The 17,522-nt window shown below is 52.2% G+C and carries 15 protein-coding genes and 2 pseudogenes; 8 read left to right on the top strand and 9 right to left on the bottom strand.

Translation table 11 applies throughout. The features are described 5' to 3' along the window. The first annotated feature begins 126 nt into the window (after positions 1–126). The gene (locus K6K13_RS20635; RefSeq protein WP_222158633.1) at positions 127–435 is read left to right on the top strand and encodes a hypothetical protein; all 309 of its coding nucleotides are present in this window, start codon (positions 127–129) and stop codon (positions 433–435) included. Further along, the gene (locus K6K13_RS20630; protein ID WP_222158632.1) at positions 377–1,615 is read left to right on the top strand and encodes a PhoPQ-activated protein PqaA family protein; all 1,239 of its coding nucleotides are present in this window, start codon (positions 377–379) and stop codon (positions 1,613–1,615) included. The genes K6K13_RS20635 and K6K13_RS20630 overlap by 59 nt, the downstream gene beginning before the upstream one ends. 44 nt (positions 1,616–1,659) lie before the next feature. On the opposite strand, the gene ghrB is transcribed toward K6K13_RS20630, so the two are convergent. Next, entirely contained in the window at positions 1,660–2,622 is a 963-nt protein-coding gene (gene ghrB, locus K6K13_RS20625) for a glyoxylate/hydroxypyruvate reductase GhrB (RefSeq protein ID WP_222158631.1), read from the bottom strand. A 167-nt stretch (positions 2,623–2,789) separates the two neighbouring features. Between ghrB and K6K13_RS20620 the strand changes: the two genes are divergently transcribed. Then, a complete protein-coding gene (locus K6K13_RS20620) occupies positions 2,790–3,533 on the top strand; it encodes a GntR family transcriptional regulator (protein ID WP_222158630.1) in 744 nt (247 codons plus the stop codon). 45 nt (positions 3,534–3,578) lie between these two features. Here K6K13_RS20620 and K6K13_RS20615 read toward each other — a convergent pair whose 3' ends face one another. Next, entirely contained in the window at positions 3,579–4,592 is a 1,014-nt protein-coding gene (locus K6K13_RS20615; protein WP_222158629.1) for an ADP-ribosylglycohydrolase family protein, read from the bottom strand. A gap of 244 nt (positions 4,593–4,836) precedes the next feature. Here K6K13_RS20615 and K6K13_RS20610 point away from each other — a divergent pair. Together K6K13_RS20610 and K6K13_RS20605 are read left to right on the top strand one after the other, a co-directional pair. Then, positions 4,837–5,588 (top strand): IS5 family transposase gene (locus K6K13_RS20610; RefSeq protein ID WP_252120266.1). Its coding sequence is split into 2 segments (ribosomal slippage): positions 4,837–5,170 and positions 5,170–5,588, totalling 753 coding nucleotides; the frame shifts between segments, so codons are not numbered across the junction. Positions 5,589–5,720: 132 nt separating this feature from the next. Continuing rightward, positions 5,721–6,476, top strand: coding sequence for an IclR family transcriptional regulator (locus K6K13_RS20605; protein ID WP_222158628.1), 756 nt, complete (start codon positions 5,721–5,723; stop codon positions 6,474–6,476). A gap of 51 nt (positions 6,477–6,527) precedes the next feature. On the opposite strand, the gene K6K13_RS20600 is transcribed toward K6K13_RS20605, so the two are convergent. The 7 genes and pseudogenes from K6K13_RS20600 to K6K13_RS20570 form a co-directional block, all read right to left on the bottom strand. Further along, positions 6,528–7,826: an MFS transporter gene (locus K6K13_RS20600; protein ID WP_222158627.1), complete on the bottom strand. Its 1,299-nt coding sequence runs from the start codon at positions 7,824–7,826 to the stop codon at positions 6,528–6,530. A gap of 166 nt (positions 7,827–7,992) precedes the next feature. Further along, complete coding sequence (ilvD, locus tag K6K13_RS20595; protein WP_252120550.1) at positions 7,993–9,564, bottom strand: dihydroxy-acid dehydratase; 1,572 nt, start codon at positions 9,562–9,564, stop codon at positions 7,993–7,995. Positions 9,565–9,690: 126 nt separating this feature from the next. Then, positions 9,691–10,458: pseudogene (dmpG, locus tag K6K13_RS23790) on the bottom strand (4-hydroxy-2-oxovalerate aldolase); the annotation flags it as partial. Continuing rightward, a pseudogene (locus K6K13_RS23785) lies at positions 10,434–11,051 on the bottom strand (acetaldehyde dehydrogenase (acetylating)); the annotation flags it as partial. The pseudogenes dmpG and K6K13_RS23785, both read right to left, overlap by 25 nt. Before the next feature lie 3 nt (positions 11,052–11,054). Next, a complete protein-coding gene (locus K6K13_RS20580) occupies positions 11,055–11,963 on the bottom strand; it encodes a dihydrodipicolinate synthase family protein (protein WP_222158624.1) in 909 nt (302 codons plus the stop codon). Between the two features lie 186 nt (positions 11,964–12,149). Next, positions 12,150–12,584, bottom strand: coding sequence for an N-acetyltransferase (locus tag K6K13_RS20575; protein WP_222158623.1), 435 nt, complete (start codon positions 12,582–12,584; stop codon positions 12,150–12,152). Then, entirely contained in the window at positions 12,577–13,143 is a 567-nt protein-coding gene (locus tag K6K13_RS20570; protein WP_222158622.1) for a DNA-3-methyladenine glycosylase I, read from the bottom strand. Before K6K13_RS20570 ends, K6K13_RS20575 begins: the two co-directional genes overlap by 8 nt. Positions 13,144–13,547: 404 nt before the next feature. Here K6K13_RS20570 and K6K13_RS20565 point away from each other — a divergent pair, with 404 nt between their 5' ends. The 3 genes from K6K13_RS20565 to glyS all read left to right on the top strand — a co-directional run bounded on the left by K6K13_RS20565 (position 13,548) and on the right by glyS (position 17,509). Continuing rightward, positions 13,548–14,354: a sulfite exporter TauE/SafE family protein gene (locus tag K6K13_RS20565; protein WP_222158621.1), complete on the top strand. Its 807-nt coding sequence runs from the start codon at positions 13,548–13,550 to the stop codon at positions 14,352–14,354. Positions 14,355–14,519: 165 nt separating this feature from the next. Next, positions 14,520–15,434 carry a glycine--tRNA ligase subunit alpha gene (gene glyQ / locus K6K13_RS20560; protein ID WP_222158620.1) on the top strand — a complete coding sequence of 305 codons (915 nt, stop codon included), beginning with the start codon at positions 14,520–14,522 and terminating at the stop codon, positions 15,432–15,434. A gap of 5 nt (positions 15,435–15,439) precedes the next feature. Further along, positions 15,440–17,509, top strand: a complete 2,070-nt coding sequence (glyS, locus tag K6K13_RS20555) for a glycine--tRNA ligase subunit beta (protein WP_222158619.1) — start codon at positions 15,440–15,442, stop codon at positions 17,507–17,509. Positions 17,510–17,522: the final 13 nt, after the last annotated feature.

Below are 17,522 nucleotides of genomic sequence, written 5' to 3'. Positions count from 1 at the left end.
AACAGGTGTTAGACCTATATACAAAGGTGAAGTAGACTGCTGAAATTGAAAATACGCATTCTTACTCGTTCATTTAATATCGTACGGATACACTATCAACCCTCAGTTCATTAATAAGGACAATAAATGAAGATTGATAACCTCACTTTTATTATTTTTTTCTTATTATTTATGGGGTTTTTGTCTCAAGCCAATGCATTGGAAATGGGATGCCATGATGATAAGGACACTGATTTAACGCAGGTAATCGCGTGTTATCGTGAAGATTTGGCGGCGATGCCGATGGATTATCATTACGAAGGTGATGATATTATGGCTGACGTCAGAGTAAAGAAATACAGCATGATTTCCCAATCCTGGTCACCCGGCGGAATTAGTGCAACCCGCACAGTGGCAACACAACGTCGATATCTATCTCCCTGCCCACCTTGTTAAATCACAGCATGCGCTAATGGTTGTCAACAACGGCACCAACTACCCCAATGGTATTATCAAAACCGATGGGCATAATGAATTCAGCCCGGATATGCTGGCTTCTATTGCCCGTGCAACCGAAGCGGTTGTTATCTCTGTAAGCAACATACCAAACCAATATCTTACTTACGGTACGGATAATAAGCCGTTGAAAGAAGGTGATAATGTTGCGCGCAGTTGGTTGTTGTTCATGGATAATCCGGCGCTAAGAACACGGGCTTCCGTACATATTCCTATGGCGACAGCGGTGTCACAGGCGATCAGAGTGGCGAAGCAAGAATTAAAAGCACAAGGCATTTCTCGGTTTATTGTGACGGGAGCATCCAAACGGGGCTGGACATCCTGGCTGACCTTTATTTCTGATCCTGATGTGGATGCCGTCGTGCCCTTTGTCATCGATTTGCTGGACACGCGTACTGCGCTGACGCATATGTACCGTTCTTACGGTGGCAATTGGCCGATTGCTTTTTATCCTTACTATCAACAGGGTGTAGACAAGACCATCAATACCGAGGAATTTCAGGCGTTGATGAAAATTGAAGATCCGATGCAATATTTAGCCGCGGGCCAGTCTGCACAATTCAATAAAGCAAAATATATCGTCAATGCCAGCGGTGATGATTTCTATGCACCCGATAATGCGCGTTTTTATTATGACGCGCTGCCAGGAGAGAAATCTCTGCGCGTGGTCCCCAATTCCAGCCATAACGGTATTTTAAAATACGTTGAGCGCACGTTGATCACTTTTGTGAATCGATTTTTGAAAAACAAGCCATTGCCGCAGCTCACCGCCACACTCAAAGACGATACGTTGAATGTCACTTTTTCTGAAAAACCTGTCGAGGTAAAACGCTGGACGGCAAATAATCCGGAAGCACGGGATTTCCGCTATGCCTGCGATGTTCACTATCAGGGAACAACGGTGACGTTACCCAACCATGGGCCGGTAAGCCTGGCGCTGAATTCACAGCATGCTGGCTGGCAAGCAACCTTCGTGGAAGCCACGTTCAAAGACGGGTTTGTTGCGACCAGTCGAGTTTACGTGACGCCGGATGATGTTTTCCCGACGGCAGCACCGCCTGTCGTTGGTAATTTTTGCAAGACATTGCCGGGCCGTGGGCTTGGTGAAGCAACACCTTAAGGAGTAATAAGCGCGCCAACAGAACCACGTTGGCGCGCAATACGTTATTTAAGCACCTGCGGGTTGACGCAGTTTTCTTTAACGTCGCCTGTGAGTGCGGCGATGAGGTTATCAACGGCGCAGGCGGCCATGCCATAACGCGTTTCGTGGGTGGCAGAACCGATATGCGGCAGCGCAACGACATTGGGTAGCTTTAGCAACGGGGAATCAACCGGCAACGGTTCCTGAACGAACACATCCAAACCGGCAGCATGAATGGTTCCGTTGCTAAGGGCCTCGACTAATGCAGCCTCATCCACCACCGCGCCGCGACCGATGTTGATCAAAATGGCGCTGGATTTCATTTTCGCCAGTTGTTCATGGCCGATCAGATGGCGTGTTTCTTCGGTCAACGGAAGGGTAACGCAGAGAAAATCCGACTCAGCCAGTAAGGTATCCAAATCGCAGTAGCGCGCGTTAAAGCGCGTTTCGGCTTCGGCATGATGGCGTCGCGCGTTGTACAACACTTCCATGCTGAAACCGAAATGGGCACGCTGCGCCACGGCCAGACCAATACGGCCCATACCAAGGATGCCGATTGTTTTATGGTGTACGTCAATACCGAACCAGTCGCTACCGATGCCGCTTTTCCAATCGCCGGCTTTGACGCGTTCAGCCACTTCGACCACACGGCGGGCGCTCGACAGGATCAAAGCGAAAACGGTGTCCGCCACGGTTTCGGTTAATACCGTTGGCGTGTGCATGAGCGGAATGGCTTTTTCTGTCAATGCTTCAACGTCAAAGGTGTCGTAGCCGACGGAAATGGTCGATACCGCACACAGACGCGGCGTCTGTGCCAGAAAGGCGCGATCGACTTTGCCACCGGAACCGATGATACCTTCAGCCTGCGCCAGAGCAGGGTGTCCCGCTGGGGGCAACCCATCAAATTCGGTGACGGTAAAATGTTGTTCCAGGCGTTTGCACAAATCGGCGGGGATACTTTTGTACAAAATCACACTCGGTTTCATCACAACCTCCGGAAGTTAAAGGAAAAAAAGGCCTCACCGCATCATCGCGTAGGCGGCTGGAGACTGCAAGTGTTCATCGAAAGTTAAATGAATTTGAGAAAAAAAAGATGCCTGAGCTGAAAAAAGTTATGATTTCCGCTCCCTCAATACGACATGGACGGAGCGTAATGGGCGTAAATACCTGGCTGGTCGAGCGGTTGCGAACGCGCATGGCGGAGCCGGATAAACTCCCGCTGTACGTAAAATTCGCTGATGTAGTGCAACTGGCGGTGCTGAACGGGGAGATTCAGCGCGGAGATTTTCTTCCCAGCGAGCGCGATTTTGTTATGGCGCTGGGAATTTCCCGTATCACGGTGCGCAAGGCGCTGGAACTGCTGGCTGAGCAGGAGATTGTGGTGCGCGGTCGTGGTTATGGCACTTACGTTAATCACCAGCTCGAGTATCACCTCAAACCGGCAATGGGGTTCTCCCAGCAGGTGGTGGCAACCGGAAAAACGCCGGGCACGCTGTGGATCAGTAAAACGCGGGTACCTTGCCGGGCGGAAATTGCGGAGCATTTACAGCTTTCTGCAGGTTGTGACGTTTATCTTCTCAAACGTGTGCGTGACATTGACGGCGAGCCTGTCTCCATTGAAGAGAACTATGTTCCCTTGCACCTGATTGCCGATGTCGAACAGATCGATATTTCACTTTATGTGTATTTCCGCAGCCAAGGCATTGCGCCTGTCAGAACGCGCAACTGGGTATCGGCACAATCGCCGTCGCATGAGTTTATCCAGAGTGTGAATACGCCAGCAACGCTACCGGTTTTGGTGGTGAAATCGCTGGCGTTTGATATCAATCAGCGTCCGCTTGATTACAGTATCAACTACTGCCGTGCCGATATGTATGTCTTCTATTCAGAGGACTAACACCTGCCTCAATCGAACGGATACCTGTATCACAGGCTCTGCGGTTTAAACCGCCATGCGGCGCTGACGCAGCCGAGCCAACGCGGAACTGTACGCGTCAATGTCCAGCGCATTGACCTCATCCAACTGCCGTTTGAAATCCGAATCAATGCTTTCGACACCGTGGAGTGCACCACAGATAGCCGTTGCCATGGCGCCGATGGTATCGGTATCACCCCCCAGATTGGCGCACAAAATGGCGCAGCGGTTCGGCTCGGTATGCGCCAACTCCACCATCGCAATAGCGGCGGGCACTGACTGGATGATCTCCGTGCCGGTGCCAATCAGTTGATAAATTTGCTCTAACGCGGTGTCGTCGTCGGGTGCATTCCGCACGGTTTCCAATGCCAGCTGCAGGCGCGCGGATAAGGCCGGGCTGTAGGTGGTTGTGCGTTTTTCCTGCGCGGCTTGTGCCACTGCGGGCAATGCCGCTTGAATCTCCGACCAGCTTTTTTCTGCAATACCTTGCGATATCGCCCAGGCGATAACGGTAGCGCCAGCCACCGCAATATCTGATTTATGAGTAGGGCTAGAAGCGAGTGCTACGGCATCAATGAAATCGGATAATGGCATGGGTGGCAGCAGACACCCCAGCGGAGAAACGCGCATCGCCGCGCCATTGGTGATGCCGTTATTTTCCAGCGAGTTGATATTTGCACCCTGCTTGAGGGCGAAAAGCGCCGTTTTGGAACTGGGGCCAAGAATATTTTTTTCAAAGGCATCAGACTGTAGCGCCCAGGTGAGGATGTGGTTACCAATAACGTCAGGCACGACGTCACCCTCACATTCGATCAGCGCATCGGCAAGTGCCAGCGCCATGGCGGTGTCATCGGTGTATTGCGCTGCCGTGAAATAGCAGGCGGCGATGTTATCCGCAGGGCCAGGCAGAAAGCGATCGATCCACCCAAAATGCGCTTTGATGCGTGCTCGCGGCCACAGCTCCGATGGCATTCCCATCGCATCCCCTAGCATTTGCCCATATAACGCCCCGGCGATATGACTCTCTAATTTTGATGGCATAAGCTGTACTCTGATTGTTGTTATAAGTAACGCGGGTAGTGCATCGGTGATAAGAATCTAATACCAATATAATACCATTGGCCGTGTCTTTGAACAAAAATCCTACGTAACAGGATACCATTCGTGTATTCGAGTGAGGTGCTGTTGTTAACGCAATACGCTAGGGCCTGTTGACAATCATCGCCAAGAACCTGTTTTTTTGTAAAAGAATCTGTTTACATTCTGTCTTTTTTGGAAAAGCAGAATGCCAAGATTGATGCTCAGTGATGACCAATACGAACGGATTAGCCCGTTTTTGCCGGGAAAGGATTCGGATCCGGGACGAACAGCAGCAGATAATCGGCTTTTTGTCGAAGCGGTTTTATGGATCGCCCGAACTGGAAGCCCATGGAGAGATTTACCACCCGATTTCGGACTCTGGAACAGTGTGTACAAACGCTTTGCCAGATGGTCACGGGCAGAAATATGGCATTCCGTTTTTGCTGAACTTGCGGGCGATGCCGATTTCGAGGAAATCTTCATCGACAGCACTATCGTACGGGTTCATCAGCATGCAGCGGGCGCTCCCAAAAAAACGGTGACCAGTCGATTGGTCGTTCTCGCGGGGGATTGACAACCAAGATTCACGCTCTGGTTGATGGGCTGGGCATGCTTGCCCGTTTTAGTTTGACTGGTGGTCAAAAGAGCGACACCAGAGAAGCATTGCCTTTACTTGGTGAATTGAAACCTTCAAGCTTGGCTGCAGACAAAGCCTACGATACGAATGTGATTCTACAATATCTGGAGTCGGTAGGCATTCAGGCTGTCATCCCCAGCAAAGAGAATCGCCGTGAGCAACGCCCACTGGACAAACATCTTTACGCTTCACGCAATTTGATCGAACGTTTCTTTTGCCGTATCAAGCAATTTCGACGCGTAGCTACACGCTTCGACAAACTCTCAAAACGCTTCGCATCATTCGTTGCGCTCGCTGCTGCATTCGTCTGGCTGTGTTAATTGTCAACAGCCCCTAGGATAGGTGCAGAATTGTTGCAGCATGAAATCTGACGAACAGACAATGTAATATTAAATATCAATCAGTTATAATGTTGGTGTCGGGGTTAAACAGGGTGTAAACCAGGAGCAAACATGAATAATGCAAAAACAAAAGTGCCGGCTATCGATAAAATGATTTTGCTGCTTGATTATCTTTCAACACGGAATGTGGCAACCTTTACCGAAATACACAATGCATTATCCTTGCCGAAAAGCAGCCTCTCCCTGATGTTGTCATCGCTGGTTACGCACCGTCTGGTGAAATTTGAAAAAAACAAATATCACCTGGGTTTGAAAATGTATGAATATGGCAGTGCGGCCATTCAGAATTTTAATGTTAAATCTGTAGCTCACACCCTGTTGTCCGACTTGGTAAACCAACTGAATTTGACATGTCATTTGGGCGTACTCGATGGCGATAGCCCGATATATCTGGATAAAATAGAAAGTAATCAACTAATTAGCATAAAAAGCGTGGTAGGGAAAAAGTTGTCGCTACACAGCTCCGGGTTGGGTAAGGCACTGATTTCTCAGTTAAGTGATGAAGAGCTGGATCGCTTGTTACCGGAAGAGAACCTGGAAATCTTCACCCCGATGACCATTCCAACCAAAACTGCCCTGAAAAAAGAGCTGCAAGAGATCAGAAAAACAGGCTATGCCTTCGATCGTGAAGAAGGTGATCTGGGCATATTTTGTATTGCTATGCCAATATTCGACGGTCATCACGATATTATTGCTGGTGTTAGCGTTACGAGCGTCACTTTTCAAATGCCTGAAACACGGCATGAGGAAATCATTCATCAGTTACGTGAAGCTTGCCAAAAGATCAGCCGCAAGCTCTATGAGTAAACAATAAAAAAAGAGCGATGCCAGCAACGCTCTTTTTTCTGTCCAGACTAATTATTTATTGGCTGTCACTTTTGGCAGCGATAATGTCAGCAGTGCGGCAATAATCAGCGAAACAACCAGCGTTAATACGCCCATTTTGCTGCCTAAATACAGCGAAATCAGGCCCACCAGGTAGGGACCACAGAATCCACCCAGACTCCCGATGGCATTGATGGTGCCGCGGGCGCCACCTAACGCTTCCGTTGGGAACAGCAGGGTAGGCATTGACCAGTACGGGCCCGCCCACGCGTTCAGGAAGAAGCCGCCGCACACCAGCATGCCATAGGAAAGCCAGACGTTTTCTTTCAGCACCACAGAAAGGGCCAGCGAGATTGCAATGCCAAAGAATGACAGTGCGGTAAAGAGCCGCCGGTTCATGGTGGCGTCGCACAGTCTGGCGAAAATATACTGGCCGATGATGGTAAAGATAAAGGGCACGGCGGTCAGTAAACCGACGACCGTCATGGTGGATTTGGTGAGCTCGCTGATAAGCGTGGGCATCCACAGTGAGAAACCGTAAAAACCAGCTGACATAAAGAAGTAAATTGCCACCATGCGCCACAGGTTCAAACTACGGTAAAGGTCTTTATAGCCGCCTTTAGACAGTGCGCCTTGATTGCGCTTATTTTCTTCCGCGTCGTTGCGCAGTTCGGTTTCAATCCACTCCCGTTCTTGCGCAGAAAGCCATTTGGCATCTTTGGGGTGATCGGCGACCAGTGGCAGCCAGATAAACAGCAGTGCCAAGGAGACCAGGCCTTCAACAATAAACATCACGCGCCAGTCATAGTTCTGAATCAGCCAGCCGGAAATCGGGCTGGTGATGATCACGGCAATCGCCATGTTCATCTGGAAAAACGCAATGGCGCGGGCTCGCTCTTTATTGGGGAACCAGTGGCCAATCAATGCAAGAATGGCAGGATAAACCCCGCCTTCCGCTACGCCGAGGAAGAAGCGTACCGTCATCAGTTGCCAGGTATTTTGTACAAAACCCGATAACATGGCCAGTCCACCCCAAAACACGATGGTCCAGGCGATAAATTTCTTGGCGCTGGCCTTTTCTGCAAAGTGGCCGCCAGGAATTTGCAAAAAGAGATAGCCGAAAAAGAAGATGCCCGCAGCGGCTCCGGCGACTGAGGATGTAATACCGAGATCTTTATCCATACCGCCGGCAATGGCGATCCCGATATTGGTGCGATCCATAAATGCGACGATATAGACTAATATGGTGGCAGGAATAATATGCCACCATCTGGCATTGGGTATTGTTGCGTCAACCTGATTGTAAGTTACTGCTGGATTAGTATTTTCCATACTATAGACCTGCTATTATTATTAATTGGTAGGTACAGCGTGTATTCCCGTCACAATTAAAACGGCGTGCGTTATTCATTCCTTCCCTGGGCCTCACGGGGAGTGAGGCCATATTCCTGCCACGCAAATTATTACGGGTGTAATGTCATCAATAATGACAATCTGGTTATTTCAAAACGGCACCCTCATGTGCCGAGCTGGCTAATTGTGAGTAAATGCCCAAAATACCCTTGGTGAATTTACGTTTGGGCGCCTGCCATTGTTGTAACCGTTGAGCGATTTCTTCATCGGTTACATGGGCGTGGATCGTTTTGTTAGGAATATCAATAGTAATCAAGTCGCCATCGCGCAGTGCAGCAATGGGGCCGCCTTCCGCCGCTTCTGGCGAAATATGGCCAACAAAGCAGCCATTATTGGTGCCGGAGAAACGACCATCGGTAATGATGGCGGTGTTACTGGCCAGCCCCATGCCATACAGGTATTTCATTGCTTTGAACATTTCACGCATGCCGGGGCCGCCTTTGGGACCCTCATAGCGAATCACCAACACGTCGCCGGGTTTAATATCTCCGGCCAGAATGGCTTCCTCGGCAGCATCTTCGCTGTCAAAACAGACGGCTTTTCCGGTGAAATGACGCATTTCTGGCAAAATGGCGGCCGGTTTGGTTACCCCGCTTTTCGGTGCGATGTTGCCTTTGAGAATGGCGATCCCACCCTGAGGGGCAAAGGGCGTTTCCAGGGGTTTGATGATGTCACGGTTAGGCTGATACAGCAGGTTCATGGCCGCCAGGTTTTCTCCCACGGTTTGCCCGGTGACGGTCAGCGCGCCTTTTTCCAGCAATCCACTGATTTCATGCATCACTTGTGGTATGCCGCCTGCACGGTGGAAATCTTCCATATCGAACTTCGCCGCCGGATTCACCTTGACGATTTGCGGCGTGCTGTCACTCAGTTCTTCATACAGGTCCATCATGGTTTCAGCAGAGATATCAAGCTCATGTGCCAATGCAGAGAGGTGCAGGACGGCATTGGTGGAGCCACCGATTGCCATCAATACCCTGATGGCGTTTTTAATCGCGTCGATGGTGATGATGTCACGAGCGGTAATGCTGTTTTTCACCATGTTCATAATGGCAAAACCGGTACTTTCACCCAGCCGCAGGCGTTCGGAATAAACCGCGGGCGTCAGTGCGCCATTGGGTAATGTCATGCCGATGGCTTCCGACAGGCTGCACATGGTGTTGGCCGTGCCGAGGAATGAGCAGGAACCGCAGGTCGGGCCGCAAGTGTTTTCTAGTCGATGGCAAACGTCTTCGGTGATTTTGCCTGCTTTGAGCATGCCTAACGATTCTGACATGGTCGTCAGGTCCGATTTGCGTCCGTCGAACACTTCGCCACCCAGCATTGGGCCACCGGGCAGAATGATGGCGGGAATATCCAGGCGTGCTGCGGCCATCAGCATCGCGGGAAAAATTTTATCGCAAGAGCCGAGCATCACGATGGCATCCAACTGATGGGCTTCTACCATGATCTCGATGTCGTTGGCGATCATATCCCGTGAAGGCAGGATGTAGTGCATACCCTTATGGCCCTGTGCCGTGCCGTCACAAGCGGCAATCAGGCCAAATTCCACGGCGGTGCCGCCCGCCATGTGGATACCTTTTTTCACTGATTCACCGACCTGACGCAGATTGAAATGGCCGGGTACCAATTCATTCCAGGAGTTGGCGATACCAATGACAGGTCTTTTCAGATCTTCATCAGAATAACCGATGCTTTTAAATACGCTACGGTTAAAACCCTACTCAAGGCTTCCTAATATTTTTTGGCTTCGCATAATTAAAACCTCATATAATCATTAGTATTATTGTGCTTGCTTGGTGTTGGCGTTTTTTAAATCCAATGCAACATCGACAATCATGTCTTCCTGACCGCCGACCATTTTTCTTTTTCCGAGCTCCATTAATATATCCATGGTGCTGATGCCGTATTTTTGCGATGCACGTTCAGCGTGCAGCAAAAAGCTGGAATACACCCCGGCGAGTCCGAGCGATAAGGTTTCGCGATCGACGCGCACCGGACGGTGTTGCAGCGGGCGTACCACATCGTCAGCACCGTTGATCAACGTGTCCAACTGACAACCGTGCTGCCAGCCCTGCTTTTCCAGGCAGCCGATAAACACTTCGGTGGGCGTATTGCCCGCACCGGCGCCCATGCCTGCCAGGCTGGTATCCACCCGATCGCAGCCTTCTTCAATGGCGGTCAGTGAGTTGGCGATACTGACAGAAAGGTTGTTGTGCGCGTGCATGCCCGTTTGGGTATCGCTGTTCAGGATGGCTTTCAGCGCCCGGAAGCGATCGCGAATGTCCTGCATCAGCATGGCGCCGCTGGAATCCACGACGTAGATACAATTCGCGCCATAGCTTTCCATTTTTTTCGCCTGCTCAGCCAGTTCCTGCGGAGTAATCATGTGGCTCATCATCAGAAAACCGACGGTGTCCATACCGAGGTTGCGCGCGAATTCAATATGTTGCCGTGAAATATCTGCTTCGGTGCAGTGGGTGGCGACACGTACCACGCGTGCGCCTGCATCATAGGCGGCGTGTAAATCATGAAGGGTGCCGACGCCGGGTTGAGAATAATGATGGCTTTTCCGGCGCGCGCTTTGCCGACGTTAACAATGGCAGCCGACGTGGTTTCGGTAAATTCGTCAATATTGGCTCGGGTGCCGGGGCCCGCAGACTTGCTGGCGATACTGGCAACAATTTCGGCATAGTAAACGTCCGTGACCTGTGCCACCGCATTGACGATAGGAATGGTTGCCTGCCCACCGCAGGTGACCATGTTGATGTTGGCCGCATTACTTTCTTGTTCCAGATTAATGGACGGGACCACGTACGGGCCGATGGCTGCCGGTGTCAGGTCGATGACCTTAATGCCGAAGGGTTGCAGCTTCTCGTTATGTACCAGATGTGATTTGGCTGAAGTGGCGTCGAAAACGATTTTAATGTCTTGGAAATGGGGCAATGCCAGCAGTCCATCGATACCCTCGGCAGAAACCGGCACGCCCAGCCGCGCAGCGCGGGCCAAACCGTCTGAGGCTGGATCGATACCGATCATCGCGCCCATACTCAGGTATTGGCTGTTTTTCATTATTTTGAACATCAAGTCAGTACCAATATTTCCTGAACCAATAATGGCGGCCTGGATCTTTTCACTTCCCATGGTTTATTCCTTTTCTTCACGTAATGGCAGAAGGTCTTTTAATTCCGCAATGTGTTCCGGTGAAAGCCTATTTGTTTTATTGCCGTTGCCGTCAGGCGTATACATTCCCGTCATGGCTAACAGATGTTTGAGTAAGTCAGGCAAGGGGGCATTAATGGAAAAAAGTTGCGCCAGTCGCGATAAGTCACGTCGCTGTTGAAATACGGTCGAATAGTTTTCTGCGCAAAAATGCTCGTAGAGTTTAACGGTCACGTCAGGGGCGAAATTGGCACTCGCCGGAAAGCCACCATCGCCTCCTAATATCAGCGTGTCTAACAGGTATTCGTCGTAGCCGGCAAAAATCAGGAAGTCCGGGCGATGAGGTTTAACCTGATTCATCAATTCCCGAATATGGCTGATATTGTTAATGGTGTCTTTAATGCCGATGATCGACGGAAATTGCTGCGCTAAACGTCGCACCATATCGGCAGAAATCGAGTGCCCCGTCAGCTGCGGAAAGTTATAAATCATGATCGGCAGTGCGAGATTTTCCGCCACGGTTTGGTAAAAGTGAAAAAGGCTCTCTGCGCTGAGCGGGGCGTAATAAGGGTTGATGACCAATACGGCATCCGCGCCGCAGCGCGCTGCATGCTGCCCGAAATACAGAACATCATCGATGCAGGTACCGCCGATACCGAGAATCACCGGCACGCGACCCTTGACATGGTTAACCACAAATTCTGCGGTTTCCTGACGCGTTTCCCGGCGCAGGGCATAAAATTCGCCGCAGGTGCCCAGTGCCAACACGCCGTGTACGCCAGCGTTAATCACCCGATCGAGCAAGCTGCCCATTGCTTGCTTGTCGAGGTTCCCCTCAGCATCCGTCAACGTGGGAAGGGGGGGAATAACGCCCTTAATCCGATCTGCTTTCATTCTATTCACTATATTGAACAATAGTTCCATATAATAAACCACTCAAAGGGTGAGTGATTCAACCACAGGGTTGATGAAACGCGATCGTTATCACTAATTACGCGTGGAACAGCGCGTGGGTACGACAACCTATTGGCAGGCAGGGCAGGATATTGAGGGGGCGGTACACAGGTTAGCCTGACATCGTCAGGCCGTTTTTTCCCATTGCATAATCTGCGCGGGGGCGTTGGTTTCCGCGGGGAACGTGCGTTTTACCGCAGAGAAACCCAGTTTCTGGTAAAAGGCGCAGGCGCGCAGGTTTTGTTCATACACTTCCAGACTCAACACAGGGAAGTGCTGCTGCACATGGGTCATCAGCGCGACGCCGACGCCTTTGCCATGCCAGCGATGATGGACAAACAGTGCGCCGACAAAACGCTGTTCCATCACGCTGATGAAACCGACGATCGCGCCTCCAACCTCATAAACCCAAGTCTGCGCGTTCGGCAGATACTGCTCACGCACCAGCGGTTCGCTTTCTTGCCAATAGGTGGGGTTGATAAACGGGTGCGATCGGGTCGTGCTTTCTAGCCACAGGGGGAGGAGGAGGGCAAGATCCTCGGGCCGGTAGTCCCTAATCACGCGTGGCCTCTTGATAGCAGAAGCAGTCGGTCGTGTGATCGTTGACCAGACCGGCGGCTTGCATAAAGGCATAGCAGATGGTGGAGCCGATAAACTTGAAGCCGCGTTTTTTCAGTGCTTTTGACATGGCGTCAGACACGGCGGTTTTAGCAGGCACATCGGACAGCGTGGTGGGGCTGTTGACCAACGGCGCATGGTTAACGAAAGACCAGATGAAATCGGAAAAAGACTCGCCCTGCGCTTCCATGTCACACCAGATGCGTGCGTTGGTGATGATGGCTTCAATTTTGCCGCGATGACGGATAATGCCACTGTCTTGTAGCAAACGCTCGACGTCTTCCTGCGTCATGTTTGCCACCCGTTTCGGGTCAAACTGATGGAAGCTCGCCCGGTAGTTTTCCCGCTTTTTCAATACCGTTATCCATGACAAACCGGCCTGCTGTCCTTCAAGGCACAGCAGTTCGAACAGTTTGACGCTCTCTTTGCACGGTTTGCCCCATTCCGTATCGTGATAATCGAGGTAAAGCGGGTCTTGGGTGACCCATGCGCATCGGTTCATGGTCGCGTTCCTGTGGCGTGTGGCGCCTCTGTAATAAGCAGAGGCTATTGCAGTTTCATCAAGTTGTCATTTCATCATGATGTTGCTAAAGATATACCCGTCATACTTCAAGTTGCAGATGCGTTGGCTACGCTCACTCACCCGAATCACTTACCTGAGTATGCTCATCGGGATAAATGAATCTCATCCCTGAGATTCACCCTGCGGGCCAGCGCTTGCCGCCTTACTGCAACTCGAATTATTTAGGGTATAGGTATGATTCAATCACGATCATGGCAAAATTTAACTGTATATGCAAACAGTCATTTGTGTGCGTGCTCACAAGAAATCAATAAGATCGGCGCGTGAAAGGCACTGCACAGGTTATACACTATTACACATTGCAAGCGGGGAAGGGGAAGCACATGGCTATTGAGTGGATCGCTGCTTATCTGGCGTTGGGCGGCATTGTCAGGTTTGTGGCGGGGCTGCTGGGGATTGGCGGCGGCGGTATCATGGTGCCGATTTTAACGGCACTGTTTGCGGCTCAGGGGGTGCAAGGCGAGCATCTGGTGCATTTGGCGCTGGGCACCTCGATGGCGGCGATTGTCATTACCGCGATCTCCAGCTTGCGCACCCATCATCAGCATCAGGCGGTGCTGTGGCCCGTGGTGCTGCGTATTACGCCTGCAATTCTTATCGGCACCTTTGCCGCCACCTGGTTGGCTACACTGCTGCCTACGCGGGCGCTGGCGATCTTCTTTTCCTGCTTTATGGCCTATGTTGCCGTGCAGATGGTGCTTAACATCAAGCCCAAAGCGCAGCGCCAACTGCCGGGTGTAGCGGGGGTATCGTTGGCGGGTCTGATCATCGGCGGTATTTCTGCGCTGGTGGCGATTGGCGGGGGCTCGCTCACCGTACCGTTTTTGACCTGGTGTAATGTACGCATTCAGCAGGCGATCGGCACATCGGCGGCGGTAGGGCTGCCTATCGCGTTGGCGGGGGCGCTGGGCTATATGATTAACGGTTGGTCCACGGCGGGGATGCCTGCCTATACGTTGGGCTATGTTTCAGTGCCTGCCGTGCTGCTGATCTCGGCGGTGAGCTTCTTTACCGCACCGTTTGGTGCGCGGTTGGCGCATCGTTTGCCGGTGGCTACCCTGAAAAAAATCTTTGCTGCACTGCTGCTGGTGCTGAGCCTGAAAATGCTGCAAACGGTGTTCAGCGCGTGATCCGCTGGGCGCGGCCAGCCACGGGCCGCGCCGTGTGAAACTGACCTCAACATCAATAAAGTACCGCTGAAGTGAAGTTGTTGCAGCATTCTGGCTGTATATCTTGCACTCAGAGGGTATACTGGCGCATTCCATATAAATCCACATGTATCGCGTGAATCTGACATGCAAAAGTTTGATACCAAGACCTTTCAGGGCCTGATCCTGACGTTGCAGGATTACTGGGCTCGCCAAGGCTGCACCATTATCCAACCTTTGGATATGGAAGTCGGCGCTGGCACCTCTCATCCGATGACCTGTCTACGCGCGCTGGGGCCAGAGCCTATTGCCGCTGCCTATGTCCAGCCGTCGCGTCGTCCTACCGACGGTCGTTACGGGGAAAACCCGAACCGCCTGCAACACTATTATCAGTTTCAGGTCATCATCAAGCCGTCACCCGACAACATTCAAGAACTGTATCTCGGTTCGCTGAAAGCGCTGGGGCTGGACCCGACCATCCACGATATTCGTTTCGTGGAAGATAACTGGGAGAACCCGACGCTGGGTGCCTGGGGGCTGGGTTGGGAAGTGTGGTTGAACGGTATGGAAGTCACGCAGTTTACCTACTTCCAGCAAGTGGGCGGTCTTGAGTGCAAGCCGGTTACTGGCGAGATCACCTACGGTCTGGAACGTCTGGCAATGTATATCCAGGGCGTAGACAGCGTCTATGACCTGGTGTGGAGCGATGGCCCGCTGGGTAAAACCACCTACGGTGACGTGTTCCACCAAAATGAGGTGGAACAGTCCACCTATAACTTCGAATACGCCGACGTCGATTTCCTGTTTACCTGCTTTGAGCAGTACGAGAAAGAAGCGCAACAGCTGCTGGCGCTGGAAAAACCGCTGCCGCTGCCTGCCTACGAACGCATTCTGAAAGCCGCGCACAGCTTTAACCTGCTGGACGCGCGTAAAGCCATTTCCGTTACCGAACGTCAGCGCTATATCCTGCGCATTCGCACGCTGACCAAAGCGGTGGCCGAAGCCTACTACGCTTCCCGTGAAGCGCTGGGCTTCCCGATGTGTAACAAGAAAGAGAGCTAACAGCGATGACTGACAAGACTTTTCTGGTGGAAATCGGCACGGAAGAGCTGCCGCCAAAGGCGCTGCGTTCTCTGGCGGAGTCCTTTGCCGCCAACTTCACCACTGAACTGGATAATGCCGGACTGACACACGGTGACGTGAGCTGGTTTGCCGCACCGCGTCGTTTGGCGTTGAAAGTGGCACAACTGAGCGCTGCACAACCGGATCGTGAAGTCGAAAAACGTGGTCCCGCGATTGCTCAGGCGTATGACGCTGAGGGCAAACCGACCAAAGCAGCTGAAGGCTGGGCGCGCGGCTGCGGCATCACTGTCGATCAGGCAGAACGTTTGACGACCGACAAAGGCGAGTGGCTACTGTATCGCGCGCTGGTAAAAGGCGGCAGCGCGCAGGGGCTGCTGGCGGACATGGTCGCAAACGCGCTGGCGAAACTGCCAATCCCGAAACTGATGCACTGGGGCGATAAAGAGACCCAGTTTGTGCGTCCGGTGCATACGGTAACGATGCTGCTGGGTGATGAACTGATCCCCGGTCAGGTGCTGGGCATTGAATCTGCTCGCACCGTGCGCGGCCATCGCTTTATGGGTGAGCCCGAATTCACCATCGATAACGCTGACCAATACCCGAGCATCCTGCTGGAGCGCGGCAAGGTTATCGCCGATTATGAAGCGCGTAAGGCGTTGATCAAAGCCGATGCGCAAGCGGCTGCGCGTCAGATTGGGGGGAATGCCGATCTGAGCGAAAGCCTGCTGGAAGAAGTGGCCTCACTGGTGGAATGGCCGGTGGTGCTGACCGCGCGCTTTGAAGAGAAATTCCTGGCGGTGCCTGCCGAAGCGCTGGTTTACACCATGAAGGGCGACCAGAAGTATTTCCCGGTGTATGACAACGCCGGAAAGCTGCTGCCGAATTTCATCTTTGTTGCCAACATTGAATCCAAAGATCCACAGCAGATTATTTCAGGTAACGAGAAAGTGGTACGCCCACGTCTGGCGGATGCCGAATTCTTCTTTAACACCGACCGTAAAAAACGTCTGGAAGATCATCTGCCGCGTCTGCAAACCGTGCTGTTCCAACAGCAGTTGGGTACGCTGCGCGACAAGACCGATCGCATTCAGGCCTTGGCGGGCTGGGTGGCGGAGAAAATCGGTGCCGACGTCGCTCACGCGAAACGTGCTGGTTTGCTCTCCAAGTGCGACCTGATGACCAACATGGTGTTCGAATTTACCGACACCCAGGGCGTCATGGGGATGCACTACGCGCGTCACGACGGTGAAGCCGAAGACGTTGCCGTCGCCCTGAACGAACAGTACCAGCCGCGTTTTGCCGGGGATGCACTGCCTGCATCTGGCGTTGCCTGCGCATTGGCGATCGCTGACAAGATGGACACGCTGGCGGGGATTTTCGGTATCGGTCAACACCCGAAAGGGGATAAAGACCCGTTCGCGCTGCGCCGTGCTGCACTGGGTGTGCTGCGTATTATCGTTGAGAAACAGCTGCCGCTCGATCTGCAAACGCTGACGGAAGAAGCGGTACGCCTGTATGGCGACAAGCTGACCAACGCTAACGTGGTTGATGACGTGATCGAATTCATGCTGGGCCGTTTCCGCGCCTGGTATCAGGAAGAAGGTCATAGCGTAGACACCATTCAGGCGGTACTGGCCCGTCGCCCGACCCGCCCGGCCGATTTCGACGCCCGTGTGAAAGCGGTGAGCCATTTCCGTTCGTTGGAGGCTGCCACCGCGCTGGCGGCGGCCAACAAGCGCGTGTCTAACATTCTGGCGAAAGCCACCGATACGCTGAACGCCAACGTTGATGCTGCTCTGCTCAAAGAGAAAGAGGAAGTTCAGTTGGCTACTTACGTTATCGCGTTGGAAAGCAAGCTGGCACCCTGGTTCGCTGAAGGACGTTATCAGGAAGCGTTGGCGGAGCTGGCCGAACTGCGTGAACCGGTTGATAACTTCTTCGATAAGGTGATGGTTAACTCGGAAGACGAAAGCGTACGCCTGAACCGTCTGACGCTGCTCAATCAACTGCGTAATCTGTTCCTGAAAGTGGCGGATATTTCCGTATTGCAGTAAGCGAACAGCGTGG

The organism is Symbiopectobacterium purcellii, from assembly GCF_019797845.1.
GTDB lineage: Bacteria > Pseudomonadota > Gammaproteobacteria > Enterobacterales > Enterobacteriaceae > Symbiopectobacterium > Symbiopectobacterium purcellii.
The sequence above is the reverse complement of the archived record's forward strand: the minus strand, read 5'-3'. Positions and strand labels throughout refer to the sequence as shown.

Excerpts from the sequence above, each read along its gene's own strand:
- K6K13_RS20635 (WP_222158633.1), top strand. The coding sequence starts at position 127 with ATGAAGATTGATAACCTCACTTTTATTATTTTTTTCTTATTATTTATG.
- ghrB (WP_222158631.1), bottom strand. The coding sequence starts at position 2,622 with ATGAAACCGAGTGTGATTTTGTACAAAAGTATCCCCGCCGATTTGTGC.
- K6K13_RS20620 (WP_222158630.1), top strand. The coding sequence starts at position 2,790 with ATGGGCGTAAATACCTGGCTGGTCGAGCGGTTGCGAACGCGCATGGCG.
- K6K13_RS20615 (WP_222158629.1), bottom strand. The coding sequence starts at position 4,592 with ATGCCATCAAAATTAGAGAGTCATATCGCCGGGGCGTTATATGGGCAA.
- K6K13_RS20605 (WP_222158628.1), top strand. The coding sequence starts at position 5,721 with ATGAATAATGCAAAAACAAAAGTGCCGGCTATCGATAAAATGATTTTG.
- K6K13_RS20600 (WP_222158627.1), bottom strand. The coding sequence starts at position 7,826 with ATGGAAAATACTAATCCAGCAGTAACTTACAATCAGGTTGACGCAACA.
- K6K13_RS20580 (WP_222158624.1), bottom strand. The coding sequence starts at position 11,963 with ATGAAAGCAGATCGGATTAAGGGCGTTATTCCCCCCCTTCCCACGTTG.
- K6K13_RS20570 (WP_222158622.1), bottom strand. The coding sequence starts at position 13,143 with ATGAACCGATGCGCATGGGTCACCCAAGACCCGCTTTACCTCGATTAT.
- K6K13_RS20565 (WP_222158621.1), top strand. The coding sequence starts at position 13,548 with ATGGCTATTGAGTGGATCGCTGCTTATCTGGCGTTGGGCGGCATTGTC.
- glyQ (WP_222158620.1), top strand. The coding sequence starts at position 14,520 with ATGCAAAAGTTTGATACCAAGACCTTTCAGGGCCTGATCCTGACGTTG.
- glyS (WP_222158619.1), top strand. The coding sequence starts at position 15,440 with ATGACTGACAAGACTTTTCTGGTGGAAATCGGCACGGAAGAGCTGCCG.